Source organism: Pseudomonas sp. efr-133-TYG-23 (assembly GCF_030209215.1).
GTDB lineage: Bacteria > Pseudomonadota > Gammaproteobacteria > Pseudomonadales > Pseudomonadaceae > Aquipseudomonas > Aquipseudomonas rhodesiae.
This window is the reverse complement of record NZ_JARVSL010000027.1, coordinates 27,738-51,002: the sequence shown is the minus strand read 5'-3', so window position 1 is coordinate 51,002 and position 23,265 is coordinate 27,738. Positions and strand designations below refer to the sequence as shown.

General features: G+C 61.5%; 16 protein-coding genes. 7 read left to right on the top strand and 9 right to left on the bottom strand.

The window, feature by feature from the left end; translation table 11 throughout:
- Positions 1 to 16: 16 nt before the first annotated feature.
- From QRN41_RS18030 to nosR, 3 genes are read right to left on the bottom strand one after another with little or no spacing between them, the layout of a single operon-like run.
- Positions 17 to 523 (bottom strand): GNAT family N-acetyltransferase, encoded by a 507-nt coding sequence (locus QRN41_RS18030; RefSeq protein ID WP_285421945.1) that lies wholly within the window; start codon positions 521 to 523, stop codon positions 17 to 19.
- Between the two features lie 5 nt (positions 524 to 528).
- Complete coding sequence (locus tag QRN41_RS18025; RefSeq protein ID WP_034111939.1) at positions 529 to 942, bottom strand: NUDIX hydrolase; 414 nt, start codon at positions 940 to 942, stop codon at positions 529 to 531.
- 47 nt (positions 943 to 989) lie between these two features.
- The gene (gene nosR / locus QRN41_RS18020; protein WP_094064829.1) at positions 990 to 2,291 is read right to left on the bottom strand and encodes a response regulator c-di-GMP phosphodiesterase, NosR family; all 1,302 of its coding nucleotides are present in this window, start codon (positions 2,289 to 2,291) and stop codon (positions 990 to 992) included.
- A gap of 180 nt (positions 2,292 to 2,471) precedes the next feature.
- On the opposite strand from nosR, the gene QRN41_RS18015 reads away from it, so the two are divergent.
- The 4 genes from QRN41_RS18015 to QRN41_RS18000 are packed head-to-tail and all read left to right on the top strand — an operon-like array spanning position 2,472 to position 8,575.
- On the top strand, positions 2,472 to 4,370 hold the full coding sequence (locus tag QRN41_RS18015; protein WP_285421944.1) for a putative bifunctional diguanylate cyclase/phosphodiesterase: 1,899 nt from the start codon (positions 2,472 to 2,474) through the stop codon (positions 4,368 to 4,370).
- A gap of 25 nt (positions 4,371 to 4,395) precedes the next feature.
- Positions 4,396 to 5,364, top strand: a complete 969-nt coding sequence (locus QRN41_RS18010; protein ID WP_173603376.1) for a cytochrome-c peroxidase — start codon at positions 4,396 to 4,398, stop codon at positions 5,362 to 5,364.
- Positions 5,361 to 7,178: a DAHL domain-containing sensor histidine kinase gene (locus tag QRN41_RS18005; protein ID WP_034137475.1), complete on the top strand. Its 1,818-nt coding sequence runs from the start codon at positions 5,361 to 5,363 to the stop codon at positions 7,176 to 7,178. The genes QRN41_RS18010 and QRN41_RS18005 overlap by 4 nt, the downstream gene beginning before the upstream one ends.
- Positions 7,175 to 8,575: an ATP-binding protein gene (locus tag QRN41_RS18000; RefSeq protein WP_285421943.1), complete on the top strand. Its 1,401-nt coding sequence runs from the start codon at positions 7,175 to 7,177 to the stop codon at positions 8,573 to 8,575. The genes QRN41_RS18005 and QRN41_RS18000 overlap by 4 nt, the downstream gene beginning before the upstream one ends.
- A gap of 31 nt (positions 8,576 to 8,606) precedes the next feature.
- Here QRN41_RS18000 and QRN41_RS17995 read toward each other — a convergent pair whose 3' ends face one another.
- Positions 8,607 to 8,975, bottom strand: coding sequence for a hypothetical protein (locus tag QRN41_RS17995; RefSeq protein WP_143521047.1), 369 nt, complete (start codon positions 8,973 to 8,975; stop codon positions 8,607 to 8,609).
- A 390-nt stretch (positions 8,976 to 9,365) separates the two neighbouring features.
- On the opposite strand from QRN41_RS17995, the gene QRN41_RS17990 reads away from it, so the two are divergent.
- Together QRN41_RS17990 and QRN41_RS17985 are read left to right on the top strand one after the other, a co-directional pair.
- Positions 9,366 to 10,787, top strand: a complete 1,422-nt coding sequence (locus tag QRN41_RS17990; protein ID WP_285421942.1) for a glycoside hydrolase family 3 C-terminal domain-containing protein — start codon at positions 9,366 to 9,368, stop codon at positions 10,785 to 10,787.
- Between the two features lie 83 nt (positions 10,788 to 10,870).
- Entirely contained in the window at positions 10,871 to 12,490 is a 1,620-nt protein-coding gene (locus QRN41_RS17985; RefSeq protein WP_167416382.1) for an FMN-binding glutamate synthase family protein, read from the top strand.
- Between the two features lie 18 nt (positions 12,491 to 12,508).
- On the opposite strand, the gene QRN41_RS17980 is transcribed toward QRN41_RS17985, so the two are convergent.
- Genes QRN41_RS17980 through QRN41_RS17970 form a run of 3 tightly spaced genes read right to left on the bottom strand, consistent with a single transcriptional unit; the run spans position 12,509 to position 15,388 of the window.
- A complete protein-coding gene (locus tag QRN41_RS17980; RefSeq protein ID WP_285421941.1) occupies positions 12,509 to 14,059 on the bottom strand; it encodes a glycosyltransferase family 39 protein in 1,551 nt (516 codons plus the stop codon).
- The gene (locus QRN41_RS17975) at positions 14,052 to 15,017 is read right to left on the bottom strand and encodes a glycosyltransferase family 2 protein (protein ID WP_123480600.1); all 966 of its coding nucleotides are present in this window, start codon (positions 15,015 to 15,017) and stop codon (positions 14,052 to 14,054) included. Before QRN41_RS17975 ends, QRN41_RS17980 begins: the two co-directional genes overlap by 8 nt.
- Entirely contained in the window at positions 15,014 to 15,388 is a 375-nt protein-coding gene (locus tag QRN41_RS17970) for a GtrA family protein (RefSeq protein WP_094064839.1), read from the bottom strand. Before QRN41_RS17970 ends, QRN41_RS17975 begins: the two co-directional genes overlap by 4 nt.
- 225 nt (positions 15,389 to 15,613) lie before the next feature.
- On the opposite strand from QRN41_RS17970, the gene QRN41_RS17965 reads away from it, so the two are divergent.
- Positions 15,614 to 16,747, top strand: coding sequence for an OpgC family protein (locus QRN41_RS17965; RefSeq protein ID WP_285421940.1), 1,134 nt, complete (start codon positions 15,614 to 15,616; stop codon positions 16,745 to 16,747).
- 42 nt (positions 16,748 to 16,789) lie between these two features.
- Here QRN41_RS17965 and QRN41_RS17960 read toward each other — a convergent pair whose 3' ends face one another.
- Together QRN41_RS17960 and QRN41_RS17955 are read right to left on the bottom strand one after the other, a co-directional pair.
- Positions 16,790 to 18,199, bottom strand: coding sequence for an amino acid permease (locus QRN41_RS17960; protein WP_169867396.1), 1,410 nt, complete (start codon positions 18,197 to 18,199; stop codon positions 16,790 to 16,792).
- A 337-nt stretch (positions 18,200 to 18,536) separates the two neighbouring features.
- Positions 18,537 to 23,174, bottom strand: coding sequence for a hypothetical protein (locus QRN41_RS17955; protein ID WP_285421939.1), 4,638 nt, complete (start codon positions 23,172 to 23,174; stop codon positions 18,537 to 18,539).
- Between the last annotated feature and the right edge of the window lie 91 nt (positions 23,175 to 23,265).

Genomic DNA, 23,265 nt, shown 5'->3' with positions numbered 1-23,265 from the left:
CCCTCCCAAGCTGGCCTCAGTTAACCCTGAGTTCGCGCCACATGTGGATCTTGTCGAAGTAGTCCTCGCCCACTCGCACCGCCAGCGGTTCCAGGCCGTATTGGATAAAGCCGCAGCGTCGGTACAGCGTGAACGCTGCGATGTTGCCGGCGGTTACGGTGAGTTGGATGACTTTAAGGCGCGGGTGCCGCCGTGCTTCGGCCAGCGCCGCTTCCACCAGCCGGCGGCCCAGCCCCTGTTGCTGGGACGGCGTGGTCACGTACATGCCGAACAACGTGACCTTGTGCCGCGCTTTTTCCCGGGGTTCTAAGGCCAGGCCGACAATCCCGGCCAATCGCTCGCCATCAAAACCGCCCAGCAGGCGATCAAGCGGGTTGTCGAGGCGCTTTTGCCACCAGCTCAAGGGCATGGCGGCGCGTTCGGCCACGCTGGAGGTGAATGCCTGGGGGTAGGTGTCGTAAGCCTCCAACATCAAGGCCCGATAAGCCTCGGCATCCTCGGCCCCCAGCGCACGGATCAGCATGGGCGTCAGGCCGGTGTGGCCAGGGACGAGCGATAGAACGGCAGGATCAGGTCACGGGTCAGGGGCGCCAGGACCAGGCCGCCGTCACCGGCCGGGTCGATCCAGCGCACTTCCTCGATCTCGGCGGCGGGGGCCACGGGTACGTCGATGTTGACCTGGAACAGCTCGGCTTCCACGGTGCAACCCGGCTCGTTAGCCGCCGGGGCCGAGAAGTGGCCCAAGTAGGCCGCCGCTTCAGGGTCGATACGCAGGTTCAGTTCCTCGAACAGCTCACGGGCCAATGCTTCGGCGGGTTGCTCGCCGGCGTCGATCTTGCCGCCCGGTTGCATAAAAGCCTGGGTGCCGCGCTTGCGCACCAGCAGGGTCTGGCCGTCGTCGCCGATCAGGAGGGCGGCGGCGATGCGGATAGTGGTGGACATACGATAAAAACCTTGCATTCAAATCAGTGAAAATCACCGCCCAAGGCTCACGCCTCGTCCGGTTCCTTGATAAAGACGCTGTACTTGGCCCCCTCCATCGCCTCGAACGCAATCAGCTTGTCCACCAGTGGTAAGTTCAGCACCTTGCCAGCGTTAAGCAGCAGCATGCCGTTGTCGGCGTTGAGGTTGCGCGCCAGGATCATACCGTCCTGCAGTTCCCGGGTGGTCAGCACCTTGACGGTCGGGTCGCCCAGGGTCACGTCGCTGAGGAAGGTGGCGCAGGCCTGCACAAAGCCCTCGATCAACTCTGGATCATACAGACGCCCGGCGTATTTGCGGATGAACAACAGCGCTTCGTCGCTGTTCATCTGCCGCTCCAGGATCAGGCCTTTTTGCAGTTCGATAAAGTCCACCGCCAGTTTCAGCAGGCGCGAACCGAAGGGAATCGCGTCACCCTTGAGGTGATCGGGAAAGCCGCTGCCGTCCCAGCGCTCCTGATGATGACGGATGATCCGCGCGGCATCTTTCATCGGTTCCAGGGTCATCAACAGCGATTCGCTCTGGGTCGGATAACCGCGATAGCGCTCACGGTCGGTGCTGTGCAGCTTGTCCGCCGGTTCCATCAACATGCTGTCGGTCCAGCTCAGCTTGCCGATGTTGTACAGCGCGGCCGCCATGGCCAGATCGCGGGCACTGGACTCATCGATGCTCTGCGCTGCGCAATACACGCGCACCAGTTCGATCAGCGCGCGGTTGGTTTGCTTGCTCTTGGGCAAGCGCAGGTTGGCCAGCAGCGAAAACACTTCGGTGCCGGTCACGTAGCTGCGCTTGAGCTCGTCGTAGGCCAGGTCGAGCATATCGGCGGTCTGCTGCAACTCGCTGGTGCGCGCCGCCACGCGTTTTTCCAGGGTGGCGTTCAATTGCTTGAGCTGCTCGTTCTGAACCTGGGTCAGACGTTCCAGGCGCTGATGCTCCAGGGTCTGGCGCAAGACCAGCTGCAGTTCTTCGTCGTTCCAGGGCTTGCTGATGTAGCGGTGGATCTGCCCTTCGTTGATCGCCTTGACGATCGTCGGCAGGTCGGCGTAACCGGTGAGCAGGATGCGGCTGGTGCCGGGGTACAGTCGATGGACCTCGGCCAGTAACTGCGCGCCGTCCATCCCCGGCATACGCGCGTCGCTCATCACCAGGTCGATGGGTTGGGCGGCCATGATGTCCAGGGCCTGGGCGCCGCTGCCCGCCAGCACCACGTCGAAAGGCTGGCCGCGCAGCAGGCGGCGCAGGCTGTTTAGGATCGACTCTTCATCGTCGACCAACAAAATCGTGGGTTTCGTCGCCAGTTGTTCATCCATGCCTACGCGCCTTCAAATTAAACGGAATTGAGCTAAATTGAACCGTCGTGCCAAGCCACTTTCCCTCGCCCGAGGCGCGGGGTCGATTTGACGCCAACTGGCCATCAATTTCAAGGTAGCTCGGCTATGCTGTCACAGTAGTCGGCCCCCCCAAGAAGTGAAACCAGGGAAGGAATCGTTATGCCGTCGAGCCTTTTGCCAGCGCGGAATGCAGACTCAACTCGGGCCAACCGCCGCATTCTGATCGTTGACGATACTGCGTCGATCCACGAGGATTTCCGCAAGATCCTGTGCGCCGACACCCACGCCGAGCCGTCTCTGGATAGCCTTGAGGAAACCCTGTTCGGCACCCCCGCGGCTCCCCGCCAGGTGTTCGAGCTGGATTCGGCCTACCAGGGTCAGGAAGCACTGGCACTGGTGAGCCAGGCCCTGGCCGCCAACGCCCCCTATGCCATGGTGTTTATCGATATGCGCATGCCGCCCGGCTGGGATGGCCTGCAAACCATCGAACAGCTGTGGAACGTCGACCCCAACCTGCAGATCGCGCTGTGTACGGCGTATTCCGACTATTCCTTCGAGGCCATCGAGGCACGGCTGAAGTACAACGACCAGTTGCTGATCCTGAAAAAGCCCTTCGACCACTTGGAGATCCGCCAGATGGCCAGTGCGCTGACGTGGAAATGGCAACTGGCTCAGGACGTAGCCCGCAAAGTGATCGGCCTGGAGCGCACCATCGAAGAACGGGTGCAGGAACTGCTGAAAGTCTCGCACCTGCTGCAATACGACGCGCTGACCGAGCTGCCCAACAGTACGCTGCTGGGGGACCGCCTGACCCAGGCTATCGCCCTTGGCCGGCGGCACGACACGCAACTGGCGGTGATGTTCATCGGCCTCGATCGCTTCAAACGCATCAACAATGCCCTGGGCTATCCGGTGGGTGACGAAGTGCTGCAACAGGTCAGCCACAGCCTGGTGGCAACGGTGCGCGACTCCGATTCGGTGTTTCGCTACGGTTCCGATGAGTTTGTGATCGTGCTCCACGACGTCCAGCACCCTCAGCAAACCCAGCACATCGCCGACAAAGTGCTCAGGACCATCAGCGCGACGCGGCATGTGGCCGGGCATGACCTGAGCGTCACCGCGAGCCTGGGCATCAGCATCTACCCCAATGACAGTTGCAACGCGGTGGAATTGATCAAGCACGCCGAAACCGCCATGCACACCAGCAAGGAACGCGGCGCGAACGATTTCAGTTTTTACACCGAAGATATGAACCTGCGCGCCCAACGCCAGCAAAACCTGGAGAGCGCAATTCGCCATGCCCTGGAGCGCGATGAATTTGTACTGCACTACCAGCCCAAACTGGACCTCAGGTCCGGGCGCATCGTCGGCGCGGAGGCGCTGATACGCTGGTTTCAACCGCGCTCGGGGTGGGTCAGCCCGGCCGATTTCATCCCGGTGGCCGAGGACAGCGGCCTGATCGTACCGTTGACCCAATGGGTGCTGCGCCAGGCTTGCGAGCAGGCGCAAGCCTGGCGCAGCATGGGCTTGCCGCCGTTGTGCATGTCAGTGAATGTCTCGCCCATCGACTTTCGCCAGCGCGATTTCGTCGACAATCTGGCCGCGGTCCTCAAGCAAAGCGGCCTGCCGCCCGCTCGGCTGGAGCTGGAAATCACCGAAAGCGTGCTGATGCAGAACGTCGATGAAACCGTGGACATCCTGCAAAAGATCAAGGCCATGGGCGTGCGCCTGGCGCTGGATGACTTCGGTACCGGTTACTCCAGCCTCAGTTACTTGCGGCGCTTTCCCATCGATGTGTTGAAAATCGACCAGTCGTTTGTGCGCGGCCTGAACGTAAATAGCCAGGACGCACAACTGATCAGCGCTATCATCGGCATGGGCAAAAGCCTGGAACTGAACATCATTGCCGAAGGGGTCGAGACCGTCGAGCAGCTGAACTTCCTGAAAGCCCAGCAGTGCGAAGAGGGCCAGGGCTTTCTGTTCAGCAAGGCCGTGCCGCCCAAGGATTTCGCGCACATGCTGCAAGTAGGCAGCGCCACACTGATGCCCATCCCATAGCCCCATGCCTGCAAGGAGTGCTCGCTTGAGCGAAGTCTCACGTTACCGTTTCGGCGTCATGCTGGTGTTGTGGTCGGGGCTGGTTCAGCCGCTGTCGGCTGCACCGTTGAATGAGGCGCTCAAACCGCTGCCGCCGGTGCCCACCCTGGACCCGGCCAAAGTCGAGCTGGGCCGCCGACTGTTCAATGAACCGCGCCTGTCGGTCAATAACACATTGTCATGCGCCAGCTGCCATCACCTGGAAACCGGAGGCGCCGACAACAAGCCGTTTTCCATGGGCTTCGACGGCAAGCCGGTGGCGATCAATACCCCGTCGGTGTTCAACGCCAGCCTGAATTTCAAACAGTTCTGGAACGGCCGGGTGGATACCCTGCAAGCCCAGATCGAACAGGTGGTGATCAGCCCGGCGGAAATGGGCAGCGACTGGAACACCGTGGTGCAGAACCTTTCCGCACTGCCCGACTACCACGCCGCGTTCAAACAGACCTACGCCGACGGCGTCACGGCCGCCAATGTGCAGAATGCCCTGGCCACCTACGAGCAAACGCTGCTGACCCCCAATTCGCGCTTCGATCAGTACCTGCTGGGCAACACCGAGATCCTGACGACCCAGGAAAAGTACGGCTACCAGCGCTTCAAGGATTACGGCTGTATCGCCTGCCATCAGGGCATCAATATCGGCGGCAATATGTTCCAGAAGTTCGGCGTGATGGGCGACTATTTCAAAGCCCGCGGCAACCCGGTCGAAGCCGACTTGGGCCGGTACCTGGTGACCCAGGACGAGGAAGACCGCCATGTGTTCAAAGTGCCGAGCCTGCGCAATGTGGCGGTGACCGCGCCGTATTTTCACGACGCCTCGGCCAAGACCCTGGAAGAAGCCGTCGACGTGATGTTCAAGTACCAGTTGGGACGTAATCCGAACCAGGAAGACAAAGACTTGATCGTGCAGTTTCTCAAGACGCTGACCGGTGAATGGGCGGGCAAGCCACTATGACGACTCAGTCGCGCCGTCGCTTTACCCAGGTCGTGCTTGGCCTGGTGACCCTGCTGCTCGCCTCGACTCTGGTGTTTCTGTACCTGAAGGCCGCTCGTGACCAGACCGCCAGCTACACCCAGTCGCGGGACTTGATCCGCCAACTGCAACAACTCAATGCGCAGTGGGACAGCGAAGTGCTCAAGGCCAGGATCGCGATCACCCACAACTATGATCCCCTGGTCACGCCCCTCACGGAGATGACGCGGATCTGGGCCGAATTGAACAGCCGCGACACCTACCACAACCCGACCGATCTGAGCAGTTGGCAGGCCACGCAAGCCGCTTACCAGACGGCAATGCAGGAAAAAGCCCGGCTGGTGGATCAGTTCAAATCCCACAACGCGGTGCTGCGCAATTCCCTGGCGTTCCTGCCAACCGCCGAAGACGACATCCAGGCCCAGTTCAATCGCCTTGACGACGAAGGTCGGCTGCAGCTGCAAGGCGTGGCCACCGACACCTACGACCTGCTGCTCAGCAGCCTGGAATTCGCCCAGGTCACCAGTGACGATCGGGCTGCCGACATCCTGGTGGGCCTGGGCAAACTGGCTACCAATAAGGAACAGCTACCGAGCGAATTCCAGGGCCCGGTGGAACTGCTGAGCAATCACATTTCGCTGATCCTGCGCGAACAACCGGTGGTCAACAACCTTCTTGAGCGGATTGCCGACGTGCCCGTGGCCGAACGTCTGGACGACCTGACCACCCACCTCGACCAGGACCAGCAGGCAGCCGACCGCATTGACCATCAGTACCACCGCTATCTGCTGATTTTCTCGACCTTGCTGGTGGCGATGCTGCTCTACCTGGCCGTGCGCCTGTTGCGCAGTTTCGCCGAGATCAACCGGGTCAACCGCCAATTGCAGGCCGCCAACGAAACCCTGGAACAACGCGTGGAGCGGCGCACCCAGCAGCTCAAGGATGCCCAGAGCGAACTGCTCGACAGCGCGCGCCAAGCCGGCATGGCCGAAATCGCGACCAACGTGCTGCATAACGTGGGTAACGTGCTCAACAGCGTGAACATCTCCGCCGACCTGGTCACCCGCAAACTGCGCAGCAGCAAAGCCCTGGGGCTGGGCAAGGCCATGCAGTTGATCAATGAGCACAAGGCCGACCTGGGTACCTTTCTCACTGAAGATGAGAAAGGCAAGCTGCTGCCCGGTTACCTCAACCAACTGGTGGACGCCATCGCCGTGGAGCAGCAGGGCATGACCGATGAGTTGGCGCAGTTGAGCAAAAGCGTGGACCACATCAAAGACATCGTCTCCACCCAGCAATCCTATGCCGGCGCCGCCACGCTGCTGGAGCCGGTGCATATCAGCGACCTGATGGAGGACGCCCTGCGCATGAACGCCGGCGCCTTGAGCCGGCATCACGTCACGGTGGTAAAGGAATATGCGCCCGTGCCGGAAATCCTCGCCGACAAACATCGCCTGCTGTTGATCATGGTCAACCTGATCAGCAACGCCAAGTACGCTATGTCCAATCTCAACGACCGCCCGAGGCAGATGACGCTCAAAGTCCAGGCACTGGCCGACAACACCTTGCAGATCAGCGTGAAAGACGACGGTGAAGGCATCCCCGCCGAGAACATGACGCGGATCTTCACCCACGGTTTTACCACCCGCAAGGAAGGCCACGGCTTCGGCCTGCACAGCTGCGCGCTGGCCGCCGTCGAAATGAGTGGCCAGCTCAGCGCCCACAGCGACGGGCCTGGCCTGGGCGCGATCTTTACCCTGACGATTCCCATGACCCCAGCCGGAAGTCCTGCATGAACCAGCCTCCCAATCGACGCATCCTGTTGATCGACGACACGCCGTCGATTCACGACGATTTCCGCAAGATCCTGATGCCGACCGTTGAGACCAACCAGGCTCTCGACGATCTGGAATCGGCGCTGTTCGGCGACACCGATAAACCCGAGGTCCAGGCGTTCGAATTGCACTCGGCCTATGGCGGCGAAGAAGGCCTGCAATTGCTCAGCGCGGCCATGGCGGACAAGCGCCCCTACGCCCTGGCGTTTGTGGATATGCGCATGCCTCAGGGCTGGGACGGCGCCAAGACCATCGAAGAGTTATGGAAAGTCGACCCCGGCCTGCAAGTGGTGGTGTGCACGGCTTATACGGATTACTCCTGGGATGACCTGCTGTACCGCCTCAAAGGCCATGATCGCCTGCTGATCCTGAAAAAGCCCTTCGACAACATCGAAGTGCAACAGATGGCCAACACGCTCTCCAACAAGTGGGACATGGCCCGCCGCGCCTCCTTGCAAACCAGCCACCTGGAGCAACTGGTGGCGCAACGCACCCTGGCGCTGACCCAGACCAGCGAAGCGTTGCAACTGGAAATCGACGAGCGCAAGCAGTTGGAGAGCCAACTGGTGCAGTCGGAAAAACTCGCGTCCCTGGGGCAACTGGCGGCCGGCGTGGCCCATGAGATCAACAACCCGGTGGGGTTTATCTCCTCCAACCTCAGCACCCTCGACAGCTACTTCAATCAGTTGCAGCAGATGCTCGATGCCTACCGGCAGGTCGAGGACAGCCTCGCCTCGGCCGAACAGCGCGATGCACTCAAAACCCTGCGCAATGAACTGGAGCTGGACTTTCTCAAGGAAGACATTCCCATCCTGATCAAGGAGTCCAAGGAGGGCATCGGGCGGGTGGTGCAGATCGTCAAGGACCTGAAAAACTTCTCGCGGGTCGACAATGACCAGACCTGGCAGTGGGCCAATCTGCAACAGGGCATCGACTCCACCCTCAACATCGTCGCCAGCGAACTCAAGTACAAGGCCGACGTGATCAAGCACTACGGCGCGCTGCCGGAAATCGAATGCCTGGCCTCGCAACTCAACCAAGTGGTAATGAACCTGGTAATCAACGCCGCCCAGGCAATGGGCCCCGAGCGAGGCACGATCACCATCAGCAACGGGGTGGAGGGCGATAACGTGTGGCTGGAAGTCGCCGATAACGGCTGCGGCATTGAGCCCGAAACCGTGCAGAAAATCTTCGATCCGTTCTTCACCACCAAACCAGTGGGGGAAGGCACGGGGCTGGGACTGTCACTGTCCTACGGCATTATCAAAAAGCACCACGGCGATATTTCCGTGCGCAGCGAGCCGGGCAAGGGCACGACGTTTCGCGTGGTGCTGCCGATTCGGCAGACGGCGGCCTGAGGAGCCGCCGTCCAGTCACGGCACAGCGCGCTCAGACCAGGTTCGCGAGCACCGACTTGACGGACTCGGGCGTCGACGCGTTGTGCTTCACGGCTTGCCCGTAGCCTTTGAAAATCGACACCACATCCTTGTTCGCCGCGCCTTCAATGGCGGTCCCCAGACCGTCCACCAAAGTCTTGTCCAAACCACTGACCAGCCCCTTTACCACACCGTCCAGGCCTTTATCCGCACCGGCCACGCCGCTGAGCATGTTGCTCAAGCCTGGGATAAACCACGTGTGCTGGGCAATGTCGCCAGCCAACTTCTGTAAGCCGCTCTTGTCCGTTGAGGCCTGTACCGTGGGCTGACCCAAGGCGGGCTGGTCCTGCGTACTGCTTTTGCGCTCCAGCATAGCTTTCATGAGAGGGTTATCGCGGATTTGCCGATCGTGAGGTGGCGAGGCTTCAGAAACCGTCGAAGATGTCGGCTGGGTAATGGCGGGCGTTGGGATAGCCGCCTTCATGGCTGGGACGAGAGCCGATTGCACAAGCGGATGGGTAAGGGCAGAACTTATATTCATGAGCGACTCACGGACAGAGGAGCGAATGGGATGCAGCGCTGGCGCACCCTGCGTTCCCCTAGTTGGTCGACGAGCACCGGGAAGTTCCATGCTCCAGGTGCCAACTGACCTTGAAACCATCTCAGAAAAGCGCGCACCCACCGCTCGTCTGAAACACCTGCAAAGCTGTTATTTCTGACAGTAGATACTCTGCCCTTCCCGCTCAAAACTTCAGGCAAGCAGCACGGTTGCTTGCCTGCGTCGTACCGATCGTGGTGCCTGGATTTCTACCAACATGGCATCATCGCTGTGCCGGCCGATGCGGCACGGCTGGCGTTCACCGCTGGGGTGGACATTGAAATGGCCAGCCAGACCTACCGACAGTACTTGCCCTCACTGGTGCGCGCGGGTCAGGTGTCTTTGGCCACCGTGGACGAGGCGGTGCGCCGCGTGCTCAAGGCCAAGCAACGCCTGGGGCTGTTTGCCGACCCCTACCGCTACAGCGATCAAGCCCGGCAACGGGCCAATCTGCTCACACCGCAGCACCGTGCCTTGGCACGGGAGGCCGCGCAGAAATCCATCGTTCTGCTGAAAAACACCGACGCGCTGCTGCCGTTGCCCAAGAGCCTGCGCAAGGTGCTGGTGGTCGGCAGCCTGGCCACGGACGCCGAAAGCACACTCGGCCCATGGCCAGGGGTGGGACTGGCCGCGGACTCCATCACGGTGCTGCAAGGCATTCGCAACGCCGTCGACCCAGACACCGAGGTGACTTACCTGCCCGGCACTGCGCCCAACAGCGAACAAATCGAGGATTTGCGCTCGATCCGCCAGGCCGCCCGCTCTGCCCAGGTGGTGGTTGCCGTGCTTGGCGAAAGCGCCAACCAGAGTGGTGAAGCGCGCAGTCGCACGCATCTGGGCTTGCCCGGCGCCCAGGACGCGCTGTTGCGCGAGCTGCTGGCTACGGGCAAACCCGTGGTCATCGTGCTGATGAACGGGCGCCCGCTGGTGTTATCCGACACCGTTGCCCAGGCTCCGGCGCTGCTGGAGACTTGGTTTCTGGGCAGCGAAACGGGGCACGCGGTGGCCGATATTCTGTTCGGTGACGTCAACCCAAGCGGCAAACTGCCCATCACCTTTGCCCGTAACGTCGGGCAAATCCCCCTCTACTACGCCTATAAAAACACCGGTCGCCCGCCCAGTGGCGAGGGCCTGTACACCTCCACTTATATTGATTCACCGTGGACTGCGCTGTACCCGTTCGGCTTCGGCCTGAGCTACACCACGTTCAGCTACGCCACGCCACACCTCAGCGCCGACCGGATTGCCTCCACCGACACGCTGACGGTGCAAGTGAACGTCACCAATACCGGCCAGCGCGCAGGCAACGAAATTGTGCAGTTGTACTTGCGCGATGACGTCGCCAGTGTGACCCGCCCGGTCCGCCAGTTACGCGGTTTTCGCAAGGTCCACTTGGAGCCCGGTGAAACGCGCACCGTGAGTTTTACCCTGGACGCGCAGGATTTTGCCTTGCTCGACGAGCACTGGAGACCGATGGTCGAGGCCGGCCGCTTCAGCGTGTTCGTCGGGGCCGACTCGACCACCGACAACCAGGCGCGGTTCGAGGTCACGGACAGCCGCGTGCTGTCTGGCGCGGGGCCGTCCGGGCGGCCTTGAGTGCAAGCGGCGGTTGTCTGGGCCTTCGTTAGCGGCGCAGAATGCCGCACCGACCTGTAAGAGTCCGACCTCAAGGAACCCGTATGAGCCTGTCCTTGCTAAGCCGTTACGCCTTCTTTGCCGTGTGCGTCCTGTTCACCCTCGCCAGCCTGCCGTTCCTTCACTACGAGTGGGTGTGGCCGATCACGTTGGTCACCGGCGTGCTGAGCCTGATCGGCATTTTCGACCTGTTGCAAAGCCCTCACGCGGTGCGCCGCAACTACCCGATCCTGGGCAATATCCGTTACCTGGTGGAGGCCATCCGCCCGGAAATCCGCCAGTACCTGCTGGAGTCCGACAGCGACGCCCTGCCCTTCTCCCGCGCCCAGCGTTCGCTGGTGTACTCGCGGGCCAAGAACGAGACCGCCGACAAGCCCTTCGGCACCTTGATCGACGTGTACCAGTCCGGCTTCGAATTTATCGGCCACTCCATGCGCCCCGCTCCCTTGAGCGACCCCAGCGCGTTCCGTGTGATGGTCGGCGGCCCGCAATGCACACAGCCGTATTCGGCGTCGGTATTCAATATCTCGGCGATGAGCTTTGGCTCGTTGAGCGCCAACGCAATCCGCGCGCTGAACCAGGGCGCCAAGCTCGGTAACTTCGCCCATGACACCGGCGAAGGCAGTATCAGCCCTTACCACCGCGAACACGGCGGCGACCTGACCTGGGAACTGGGCAGCGGCTACTTCGGTTGCCGCACCAGCGACGGCCGTTTCGACCCGGAGCGCTTCGCCGTGCAGGCGCAGAACCCCCAGGTGCGCATGATCGAAATCAAGATGAGTCAGGGCGCCAAACCCGGCCATGGCGGCATCCTGCCTAAACACAAAGTCACCCAGGAAATTGCCGACACCCGCGGTATCCAGATGGGCGAGGACTGCATCTCGCCGTCACGCCACAGTGCGTTTTCCACGCCGATCGAGCTGATGCAGTTCATCGCCCAATTGCGTGAACTGTCCGGCGGCAAACCGGTGGGCTTCAAGTTCTGCCTGGGCCATCCATGGGAGTTCATGGGCATCGCCAAGGCCATGCTGGAAACCGGCATCCTTCCGGACTTTATCGTGGTCGACGGCAAGGAAGGCGGCACCGGCGCGGCACCTGTGGAGTTCACCGACCATATCGGCGTGCCGCTGCGCGAAGGTTTGCTGTTCGTGCACAACACGCTGGTGGGCCTGAACCTGCGCGACAAGATCAAGCTCGGCGCCAGCGGCAAGATCGTCAGCGCGTTCGATATCGCCAGCGTGCTGGCCATCGGCGCCGACTGGGCCAACTCGGCGCGCGGCTTTATGTTCGCCATCGGTTGCATCCAGTCCCAAAGCTGCCACACCAACAAGTGCCCCACCGGCGTCGCCACCCAGGACCCGTTGCGCCAACGTGCTCTGGTAGTACCGGACAAGGCCCAGCGCGTGTTCAACTTCCACCGCAACACCCTCAAGGCCCTGGCCGAAATGCTCGCGGCGGCGGGGCTGGATCACCCCTCGCAGCTGTCGGCCAAGCACCTGGTGCGGCGCATGTCGGCGACGGAGATCAAGTTGTTCTCGCAGTTGCATGTGTTCCTCAAGCCTGGCGAGTTGCTCACAGGCGAAGTGAATGGCGAGTTCTATTCGCGCATGTGGCAGATGGCGCGGGCGGATAGTTTTGAGCCGCTAGAAGCTGAGGCTGCCTGAGCCCTCCACTGTAAGCCGCTAAGGGCTGCCTACCGTTTTTTGCACGGGTGCATCCTGTCGACGGATGACAAAGAGTTCGGCCTTGGCTGCACCCACCGTAAGCGTCTGCAACAATTGCCAGTGATCGGGGAGCTTGTGGGTTGAGCTCCCGCCCCACACCCCATCCATCAACCAGACTCTGCCTGAGCCCGTGGTGAGCGACTCCAACCGTTCCACAAATACTCGATCCGCGTGTTCGTTGAAGAGTGTCCACACCTGGTAGCCATCGGGGCAGCTAGACGTTCCATCACTGTTCAACGGCGTGTAATACATCGGGAGCGTGTCACCTTTAAAGTAATAAACCATCGGTAGCTGCAAGAAAAAATTCAGTACCAGCAGGCCATCTTGCGAAACAGAGTGCAACTTCACCTCGCTCGCCAGGCGATTGAACTGGTTGAACTCCTGCAGGTTTTGCGGATTTTTTGCGTATACGACAGACAGCCCATCAATCTGTATATAGGCCACCAACGCCAGTACTGTTAAAAAAACAACATATGAGCGTTCTAACAACCGGTCCAGCACCGCAGCCGCAATCATCGAGTAGGCAAAGGCGCACATTTGGAAGTAACGGTAGACAAAGAGCGGCTTGAAGATTGAAACGACGATAATCAGCCCTATCGGTCCCCACGCCATCGTTACCAACAACGCGTACTTTTTCCCCAGCCTGTTGCCTTCAATAACAATGAAAACAGACATGAGCATTAACAGCACTGCCAAGGCATAGAAGGTGACGGGCGCATACCCTGTGCCTTCATTAGCATTTAGAAACTGCCAAAATACGCCGAAAATTGTTTTGATTTCCGACGCGGGTATCCAATCAAAGCCTGAATACTTCATTTGTTGTATAAGGCTAGGCACCCAAGGGATAAACATCAGCGCAATGGCAGCATTGGCGACCCACCACGAAGGCCTCATAAGACAACGCTCCCCTTTAGGTTGCGTACTCGTCAAAAACGCCAGGTACAACCAATGCGCGAAAGCACATGTCACGGTGAAATAGTGCGTATAAAGCCCAGCCACCATCAGCAGGCAATAAGCGATCAGCCACCGTCGCCGGTGCGGTTGTTCAAGCCACATTACTAAAGCGATCATTGCCCCAAGCATAAATGTGGCATATAGCACATACATGCGTACTTCCTGGCTGTAGCGCACGGCCATCGGCAACAGGGCAACCAGCAGGCCGCCCAGCATCATCGCCCGCCAGCCGGCCAGTAAACGCATCAACCACATGGCCAGTACCACATTGACAATGCCGAATATCACACTCAGCAGACGCGCAGTATGAACACCGTCGCCAAAGAGAAGCATCCACCCGTGCAATATCAAATAAAACAGTGGCGGATGAACATCACGCGCCGTGTGATACAGGATATCGGGGAGTGATTTGGCACTGAGGATCAGACTAAATGCTTCATCGGTCCAGATACCTGACTTATCAATATCGTGCAGCCTCACCCAGGCGCCGACTAGCAAGATACAGCCACCGAGCACGATCGTTTTATGCTTGTTTTTTAAATAATCGCTAAACATGCTTGCCTCCTTGCACGGTATTTTCCGGCTGTTCTCTCACGCCGAATTGACTGGCAATCACGTACTTCGGCCGATGCTTGGCCTCCATATATATCCGCCCCACATACTCGCCCAGAATCCCAATCCCAATCAGTTGCACCCCGCCCAAAAACAAAATCGCCGTCATCAACGACGGATACCCTGGCACCGGGTTGCCAAACAGCCATTTATCCAGCACCAACCACCCGGCATACACCAGCGCCAGCAACGAAATACACCCGCCGATATAACTCCACAGCCGCAACGGCAAGGTGCTGAACGACGTGATGCCATCCATTGCCAGGTTCCACAGTTTCCAGGCGTTGAACTTGCTTTGGCCGACAGCGCGCGGCGCACGGTCGTACTCGACGATGGCCACGGTGAAACCGGCCCAGGACAGCACGCCTTTCATGAAAAGCTGTTGCTCGGGCAAGGCCTTGATCACGTCCACCACCTTGCGGTCCATCAGGCGGAAGTCGCCGACGTTTTCTTCGATGTGGGTGTAGGCGATGCGGTTGAGCAGGTGATAGAACATCGACGCACTGTGGCGTTTGAGGTAGCCATCGCTGGAGCGATTGCGACGTTTAGCCAGCACCACATCGGCGCCTTTTTGCCATTCGGCGAGCAGTTGCGGCACCACCTCGATGGGGTCTTGCAGGTCGACATCCATGGGGATCACGGCGTCACCCGACGCGTATTCCAACCCGGCGAACAGGGCGGCTTCCTTGCCGAAGTTGCGGGAAAAGTTGATCAGCACCACATCACGATCACTCAAGGCCAGCGCCTTGGCGTACTCGGCGGTGCGGTCGGTGCTGCCGTCGTTGATTAGTAGGATCTCGACCGTGTAGGCAGCCAGGGCTGGCTGTTGTCGCACCGTACGATAGAACAGCTGCACGGCTTGCTCTTCATTGAACAGCGGCACCACCAGCGAAAGCCTCATCGATCACGCTCGCGAAACACGACCCAGCGTGACAGCAAGAAACCGCACACCAGGCTTACCAGAGAAAACACCATCACGGTCACGATCCCCGGTGCGTTCCAGCGGTCCGCCAAGGAGCCCACGCCCAGGCTCAAGGCGCCCATGCACAGCATGAACAGCGCGTAACGCGGCAACGACGCCGGCATAGCAAAAGTGAAGACGGCATTCACGTAGAAGGAAAAGCTTGCCGCGAGGCAAAAGGCCAGGAAATTGCTCAGCGCCTGGTTCAGGCCAAACGCCGTCCTGAAGATGAAGAACAGCTGCCAATGGATCACCGTATTGGCGGCGCCAATCACTGAATAGCTCAAGAAGCCTTTCCATAGCCTGGCCATGTCGTTGCTCGTTTGCGACTCGGTCCAGCAAGCCACGAAGGCCGTGGCCCGTCTACTGTCAGAATTAACAGGTGGCGCACGCAAACAATTGAGACATTCAGTAATACCCAGGCTTTGCAATTGCTTACAAATACCGCCAACCTGCGCGCGCCCGACAGGCGGCGTACGACATCAGCCTCGTCGACCTGTCCTTATTCCATCCTTTTTGTTCAAGAGCCCGCTGCCATGCTGAACGGACGCGACCCACGCATCGATTTTTTTCGGGGCCTGGCGTTGATCTTCATTTTCTGGGATCACGTCCCCCACAATCCCCTCGGCCAGATCACCCTGCGCAACATCGGTTTCAGCGACGCGGCCGAGGTCTTTGTGTTCCTCGCCGGTTATGCCTCGGTGCTGGCCTACAGCAAGGTGATGGAGCGCGAGGGCTATGGCATGGCCTGCCTGAAAATCCTGCGCCGGGCCTGGGTGCTGTATGTGGTGCATATCTTCCTGCTGGCGATGCTGATGGGCATCGTGTTCTTCGCCAACAGCCATGTGGAAACCCGCGACCTGGTACGGGAAATGGGCCTGACGCACTTCATCACCAACCCGCAGCAGGCGCTGACCGACGAGTTATTGCTGCGCTTCAAACCCAATCTGATGGACCCACTGCCGCTGTATATCGTGCTGTTGCTTGGGCTGCCGCTGGTGCTGCCGGCGTTGGTGCGTGTGCCGCTGGCGGTGGTGGCCGTGTCGCTGACGGTGTACCTGCTGGCGCCGAAACTGGGTTGGAACCTGGCGGCGATTGCCGACGGTGTGTGGTACTTCAACCCGGTGACCTGGCAACTGCTGTTCGTGCTCGGCGGCGCCGCGTCGATCCATGCTCGCCGGCCCCACACGCCCGACCCGCGACCATTGTCGCGCCAGCCCGTGTTTATGGTCGCGGCGGCGTACAGCTTGCTGGCGGCAGTGATTACCTTGTCGTGGCGCTGGCCGCAGATTCACGATGCGCTGATGCCGACGCTGCTCAACGAGTGGTTGTACCCGATCAGCAAGACCGACTTGTCGCCGGTGCGCCTGCTGCATTTTCTGGCGTTGGCCTATGTCACCGCCAAGCTGTTGCCCACCCACGGCTGGACACAGAACTGGCCGGCCCAGCAGTGCTGCCGCATGGGGCGTCATTCGCTGGAAGTGTTTTGCCTGGGGGTATTGCTGGCGCCATTGGCGGACATGCTCAACGCCCAAGTCAACGATGCCTGGCCGATGCAGATCTTCAGTGCGTTGCTGGGGTTGCTGTTGATGGCGGCGCTGGCGGCCTGGCTGGAATTCAATCAGCGTTTGAGCGCGCCACGGCCGGCGCCCTTGGGCGCCAGCCGCTGACGCAAACCGGCGACCGCTTTGCGCGGTCGCAGGTTCAGACCGTCAAGCCGACTGCGCCGCCGCTTGGGTCGGCTGCAGCTTGAACACATAAAACAGCACCGTCAGCAGCACCAGAAACGCCGGGCCGATATACAGCGCTACGCGGGTGTCCGGGAAGTACGCCATCAGGCCCACCACCAGCACCAGGAACGCCAGGGCCAGGTAGGAACTGACCGGGTACAGCCACATGCGGTATTTCAGGTTTTTGCGTTCGGCAGGGCTCAGGCTCTTACGGAATTTGAGCTGCGCCAGCAGGATCATCACCCAGGTCCAGATCGCGCCGAAGGTGGCGATGGATGTCACCCACACAAAGACTTTTTCCGGTACCAGGTAGTTGAGCAGTACGCCCAGCAGCAACGCGGCGATCGACAGCAGCAGTGCCTTGCGCGGCACGCCATTGCTTGAGGTGGTGGCGAAGGTCGCCGGTGCCTGGCCGTTCTGCGCCAGGCTGTAGAGCATGCGCCCGGTGCTGAAGATGCCGCCGTTGCAGGAAGACAGGGCCGCCGTGATCACCACGAAGTTGATAATGCCCGCCGCCGTCTTGATGCCAAGACGCTCGAAGGTCATCACAAACGGGCTGCCCTGGGTGCCGATTTCATTCCACGGGTAGATCGACAGAATCACGAACAACGCCCCGACGTAGAACAGCAGGATGCGCCAGAACACTGAACCGATGGCGTTGGGGATGGTCTTTTGCGGGTTGCGTGCTTCACCGGCGGTGAGGCCGATCATTTCCACGCCCAGGTAGGCGAACATCACCATTTGCAGGGACATCAGCACGCCGGTCATGCCGTTGGGCATAAACCCGCCGTGGGCCCAGAGGTTGGAAATCCCCAGCGCCACACCGTCATTGCCGAAGCCGAAGGCAATGATGCCGACGCCACCGATGACCATGGCGATGATGGTGACGATCTTGATCAGGGCGAACCAGAACTCGAACTCACCGAACGCCTTGACCGCGATCAGGTTGATGGTGCCCATGCTCACCAGGGCCGCCAGAGCCCAGATCCAGCGCGGCACATCGGGGAACCAGACGCCCATGTACACCGCCACGGCGGTGATCTCGGCGACGCAGGTCACCAGCCACAGAAACCAGTAGTTCCAGCCGGTCAGAAAGCCCGCTAACGGCCCGAGGTAATCCTGGGCATAGCGGCTGAACGAGCCGGCTACCGGGTTGTGCACGGCCATCTCGCCGAGGGCGCGCATGATCACCAGGATCGCCAGACCGCCGATGATGTAGGAGAGCATGATGGCCGGGCCGGCCATTTCGATGGCCTTGGCCGAACCGAGGAACAGGCCGACGCCGATACAGGCGCCCAGGGCCATCAGGCGAATATGCCGTTCACCCAGTTCGCGTTTGAGCGGGCCGCCTTGAGCGGTCTCGCCATGGGGCAGGTGGTTGCCAGAGGGCATAGGGATACAACCTCATTTTGTTATTGGATTGATCCACCGAGTCATGGGCGTCAGCGCGGATAAGCGCGGGCGCCTGAATAACCGGCCTGCCTCGTGGGCAGAACCGTCTGACAGAACAACCGTCAGATCAGCGGGCGTGCAGTATAAAAAGCTCCCAACAGGGCTTTTCACTCAATAAACGACAAAATTTGGCGAGAACTCGCGGCAAAAGCCGCTTATGCGGAGGGGCATTAACTGCCTGACGTGGCGTTCTGCCGTGGAAACGGCGGCGAGTATTGCACAGCCAAGGTGCAGCGTCATGCCCCTACTCTGGTCGTAGGCGCGGGCGGCGAGCGCTCTAGATCGAGGGTTTGCCCTCAGGCCAGGCGGGTGCGTCGAAGAACAGCTTGCGGGCCATGCGCAGGTTGATTTCGCCGCGATGGATCTCCAGGGTCTGGCTGACACGTCCGCTCTGCCCGGCCTTCATCCTGGCAAATGCCTGGGCCTGGGCCTCGATCTGCGCCTGTTTGCCCAACCGGTGCTGTTCCGGAGTCTTGAGGTGCGCGGCGCTGAAATGATCGTCCGGCCCCGTCTGGCGCCCGTAGTGGAAATGCCCATAGCACCAGGGCTGTCGGCTCTGTTCGTCGATCACCACATAGCTTTGCAGCCAGTCGTCCGAGCGCCCGGCCAGCGCCACGCGCTCGCCCTGGCGATACACCTTGGCTTCGCGATGCCCCACCAACACGTCCAACCCGGCCTGGGTCGGCGGGCGCGCCTTGATGGCGGTCAAGCGCGCCTGCAAGCCTTGCTCGGACAAGCGGCTGGCAGCGGCTCGCAGCTCGTCGGTTTCGGTGCGTGCCCGGGCTCTTTGCGTGGCCGCCAAACGATCCGGCTCGCTGAGCAACAGGCGCTGCTGAATGGCATCGGCGCAGCGGCGTAACTTGTCGGCGCGTTGCTCCAGGATGTCTTGCAGGGACTGCGGCTCGTTGGCGTTGCGCGCCATTTTCAACACTTCGGCGATGGCCTTTTCCACCGGCGCGCGCAGGGCCTGGCCTTGTTCGATCAAGCGCGCCAGATTGGGCAACGACGTCGTGCGCTGCACCGGCGTTTTGTTGAGCGGCTCCCAGATGCCGTCGGTGGCCTGGGTAAACGAAGCAATCACTTCGTTCTGAGCGTCGGTGACCTCGGCGATTTCAATCGGCTGCTCATCGCTGGTGACTTTCACCCGCGCCACGTACAGGTCCTGGTTGCGCGTGCGGATGATTTTCTTCTGCCGCACACGGGACGCGGGCCGGGTGACAGGCGCCGGCTCCAAAGTCGCGGCCAACTCGCGTTGTACCTGAAGGTGCAATTGGGCGAACAGTTGTTGCAGTTTGTCCAGGTAGCCCAGGTGGAACTTGTCCGGCTCCATGGCCCGCCAGAACTCGATGCGGTCGTCGGTCTGGGCATACACGCGATCGAAGCTTTCCAGCAATTCGACGCGCAACTCCGGGTTGTGCGACGCCAGCTCATCGAGCTGCGCCTGGGAGCCGCTGGCCCAACGGGCACGTTGTACGGTGTCGTCCAGGCTTTGGAAAAAATCATCGTCCAGCCTCGGCCCCTCGCTGTTGAGCGCGACCGCCCACAACGCGGACACTTGCAACGACTGCAACTCCAGCACCGTCGGCGTAGCCGCCTCACTCTGTTTGAACGCCTGGGCTTTGTTTCGCCCGTATTTGGGCACTCGCTCCAGCGCGTCCAGGGTGTCGATTTCCAGGCTGCGCCAGACAATCGCGTTCTGGTTTTGGTCGGCCAACAGGCGCATGCCTTCGACGATGTTGCGATGCGCCTCTAGGTTGATATCCGACAATGCCTCCGCTTCACTCTCGGCTTGCACCAGTTCCAGCGCCGGCACCAGCCTGGCATGCAGCGCGGCGGTCGCTTCCCGAGCGTATTGCAGCAACTGGCGCAGGTTGAGGATCTGGCCTTCGAGCAGCGTGCTCAACTCGCGCTCGTAACCGGGGCGCGGGCGCAGGGCTTGCAGGTCTTTAAGGCATTGGAGTTCAAGGCGAGAAGCCTCCAGTTTGTTCTGTAACTCGTGCAGGTAGCGGGCATCGGCGGCGATTCGCTGTTGTTCGGTGATGTGCCCGGCGTGGCTGGTTTTCAGGCTGCGCGCCACGCCGATAGCACGCTCCGCGGTTTCGCGGCGTTGGGCGTATTGACGAAAATCCTGCTCCAGTTGTTGGCGACGCGCTTCGGTGCTGGCGGGCGCCGCCGGGGTGTCGGCCTGGCCACCGCGCAGGCGCAGGCGCAGGTCCACATCCCAGCCGCCGCCCTCCAGCGGTTTGAGCCAGGGGCCGCTGGCCGTGCCGGCGGCGTCGGTGACTTGCACACTGTCACCGACCAGCCGCACTCGATAGACATGGCCGCGTACCACCGCCTGCCATTGCGGCGGAGCCGAACCGGTGTCCTGCAACAAGCCCTTGAGTCGACCCGTGGTTTCGGCGCCCGGCAACGCGAGCGGCCAGGGCTGTTGCACGGCGCGCAGGCTCAGCCCCTCCAGACGTTCGCGCATAAACGGCGTCAACGTATCGCGGGCGCTGCTCCAGCGGTACGGCCCATGGGTGGGCAGCGTGGCGGCACTGCGCGTCACCGTAGGCGAAGGCGATGCCAGCGTAGCTCGGGTGCGCGCAAACACCGGATGGCGCAGATCGAGCGTCGCCGGCCGCTCGTGGGGCGAGGCGCGATAGGCCAGGACCATCACCAGATTGCTCAGCAGGTCCATCGCGCCCTCGACTTGGGCGACGGGGTCGGCGGGGGTCGAGGCTGCCACATCGCGCTGCACGCTGTCCAGCACCTGCACCATCCAGCCCGCCAGCAACGCCGGGCCACGCAGAAACGGCAACGCACTGCTGAACAGTAACCAGCCACCGGCCTTGATCGTCGCCCAGCGCTGCTCGGCGTTCGACACCGACTCGGCGTCGGCCAGGCTCACCAACGCTTCGGCGGTGGCAGCAAACAGCCGGGGCAGTGGGTCGCTGCTTTGCACCTGTTTGCTCAGTTGAGCGGGCGCGGGCCGGGCGGGCACGCTGAATTCATCGCCCTGATGAAAGTGACGGATATGCGGTTCCAGAAACCCACCGTTGGCATACACCGCCTGACGGCTCGGGGCGATCCAGGCCAGCACGTTGTCCTGCAACTCGCCCGGCGCCTGGATCGCCTGCAACAGCGCTCGAGGGGATTCGAACTCGCACAGACTCGGCGTGAACAACGGGCGATAGAGCAGATGCGGCCCCTGCTCGCTATTGCGCGCGCCGATCACAAAGTGGCTGAGCACAGGATCCTCGGCGGCCGTGGGCGATGCTTTGAACGCCAACGGCCAGATCGCCGCTTGCTCACCCGCAGCCGACGCTACTGCCGTGGCTACCAAGCGCGCACCTGCCTGGGTCAACCCGCCCTCCCCCTTGAGTTTCATCTGCAAGGCCAGCAATGGCAGCTGCGCGCGCAATTGCCCAGTAAACAGGGCTTCGCGCCGTGCGCGTTCGGGGGGATCGCTGATGAGCTTTTGCTTGAGCAGGTCCGGGTAGGACTGGCCGATGTCCACCTCGGTGACGCAGGCCAGCAACAGCGAAGCGCTCAACCAAGTCGGCGCGGCGCGGCCCTTGAGGGTGATCTGGGACGGTGCATGGGGAAAGCCCCTGAGGTTCTCCAGGGCCAGTTCCGTCAGGCTCAGGCTGACCCGCTGCACATCGCCACTGGGGTAACCGCCCGGCAACATGGCCGCTGTGACCAGGTTGAAGGTCAACTCGATGTCGTCCGGGTTCAGGTCTTTAGCCAAGGGTTGCTTGGCCAGGCACCGCTTCAGGGCCTCGGCGGCAAAGGCGCGAATCGGTGGGATACCGTCGAGAAACCCTTGCCCGGCGGCACGCGCCTGTTGCTCGGCGAGGGCCTGCAAGCCACGGGCGTAGGCCAGGCTGTCGTCCGCCGAGGCGTGCACCAGCCACAGCGGCAGCGCGTCCTGCAAGCGTTGCTGGATCGGCGTCAGCACCGTCTCGAACCAGCGGCGCGGATCGGTCACGTAGTCCAGCATCTGCTGGTACTGGCGCGGCGTGCGCGGCACCGTGGGGTCGATGGCCAGCACGTCGAGCCGTTGGCGCTCGGCATAACACGCGGCCAGCAGATCGAAGGGGTCCGCCGGCGGTTGTTCGATAAACCACTCCACCGCCGTCCCTGCCAGGTCCTGGCTGAGGTAATCGGGGATCAGGGCTTCGATAGCGTCCAGGCTGTCCAGAGGATGAATACCAGTGGCTGGGCCGAACAACAGCAACGTACGCGCTTGCGCGCCGCTCGGGGCATGGTCGAGCACCAGCACCGGCAGCATGCGCGGCGCTTGCGTACTGCCCTGGCGCCGCACCTGCACCGTGCACACGCTCAGTGCTTCTTGCTGCACGCTCCATTGCGCATCGGGTCGGATCGGGCGCAGCCGCTCGCGCGGGAATATCCGTTCGAACGCCTGCTCATCCACGCCGGCCGGCGGGTCACAGTCGTACAACAAGGCCAGCAGGCTGGCGGACAAGTAGGCCCAGCGCGTGGTTTGCACCGGTACCGTGTCGCGCCACCAATCGCCCAGACGCGCCAGCCAGGCCTCCAGCAGACGTGGCCCCAACTGATTGACCCATCGCTCCATGTCGGCCAGCGACGGCCCGCCCGGCACATAGTTCTCGCGCTGGTGCAACGCCGCCTGATGATGCCCTTCCACGTAGCGCACCGGCGCGGCATTGGCCAGGCGCAACAGCACTTCATCGGGCAAGGGGCTGTAGTGATGCTGGTCGGCGCGCAACGGCGTGCCGATGGCCACCCGCCGGGCCAGGTAATTAAGCGCGGGGTAATGCGTATCCAGCAGGGCCTGCACCTGGGTCACCGCCACCTCGTGCAGGGTTGGAACATCGGAAAAAACGGTGACGATCTGTTCAATATGGTCGTGACGCGCGGAGGTTGAACCTGTCGACTGAGGCATGCTGACTTCCTTGTGCCGGACGCGGGGATCGGTCCGATCAAACCCGCACGCTAGCGCGGCCGCCTGGGCTGCCAGCGGTAACCGGTTATGG

Coding starts and splice junctions, on each gene's coding strand:
- QRN41_RS18030 (WP_285421945.1), bottom strand. CDS start 523: ATGCTGATCCGTGCGCTGGGGGCCGAGGATGCCGAGGCTTATCGGGCC.
- QRN41_RS18025 (WP_034111939.1), bottom strand. CDS start 942: ATGTCCACCACTATCCGCATCGCCGCCGCCCTCCTGATCGGCGACGAC.
- nosR (WP_094064829.1), bottom strand. CDS start 2,291: ATGGATGAACAACTGGCGACGAAACCCACGATTTTGTTGGTCGACGAT.
- QRN41_RS18015 (WP_285421944.1), top strand. CDS start 2,472: ATGCCGTCGAGCCTTTTGCCAGCGCGGAATGCAGACTCAACTCGGGCC.
- QRN41_RS18005 (WP_034137475.1), top strand. CDS start 5,361: ATGACGACTCAGTCGCGCCGTCGCTTTACCCAGGTCGTGCTTGGCCTG.
- QRN41_RS18000 (WP_285421943.1), top strand. CDS start 7,175: ATGAACCAGCCTCCCAATCGACGCATCCTGTTGATCGACGACACGCCG.
- QRN41_RS17995 (WP_143521047.1), bottom strand. CDS start 8,975: ATGAAAGCTATGCTGGAGCGCAAAAGCAGTACGCAGGACCAGCCCGCC.
- QRN41_RS17985 (WP_167416382.1), top strand. CDS start 10,871: ATGAGCCTGTCCTTGCTAAGCCGTTACGCCTTCTTTGCCGTGTGCGTC.
- QRN41_RS17980 (WP_285421941.1), bottom strand. CDS start 14,059: ATGTTTAGCGATTATTTAAAAAACAAGCATAAAACGATCGTGCTCGGT.
- QRN41_RS17975 (WP_123480600.1), bottom strand. CDS start 15,017: ATGAGGCTTTCGCTGGTGGTGCCGCTGTTCAATGAAGAGCAAGCCGTG.
- QRN41_RS17970 (WP_094064839.1), bottom strand. CDS start 15,388: ATGGCCAGGCTATGGAAAGGCTTCTTGAGCTATTCAGTGATTGGCGCC.
- QRN41_RS17965 (WP_285421940.1), top strand. CDS start 15,614: ATGCTGAACGGACGCGACCCACGCATCGATTTTTTTCGGGGCCTGGCG.
- QRN41_RS17960 (WP_169867396.1), bottom strand. CDS start 18,199: ATGCCCTCTGGCAACCACCTGCCCCATGGCGAGACCGCTCAAGGCGGC.
- QRN41_RS17955 (WP_285421939.1), bottom strand. CDS start 23,174: ATGCCTCAGTCGACAGGTTCAACCTCCGCGCGTCACGACCATATTGAA.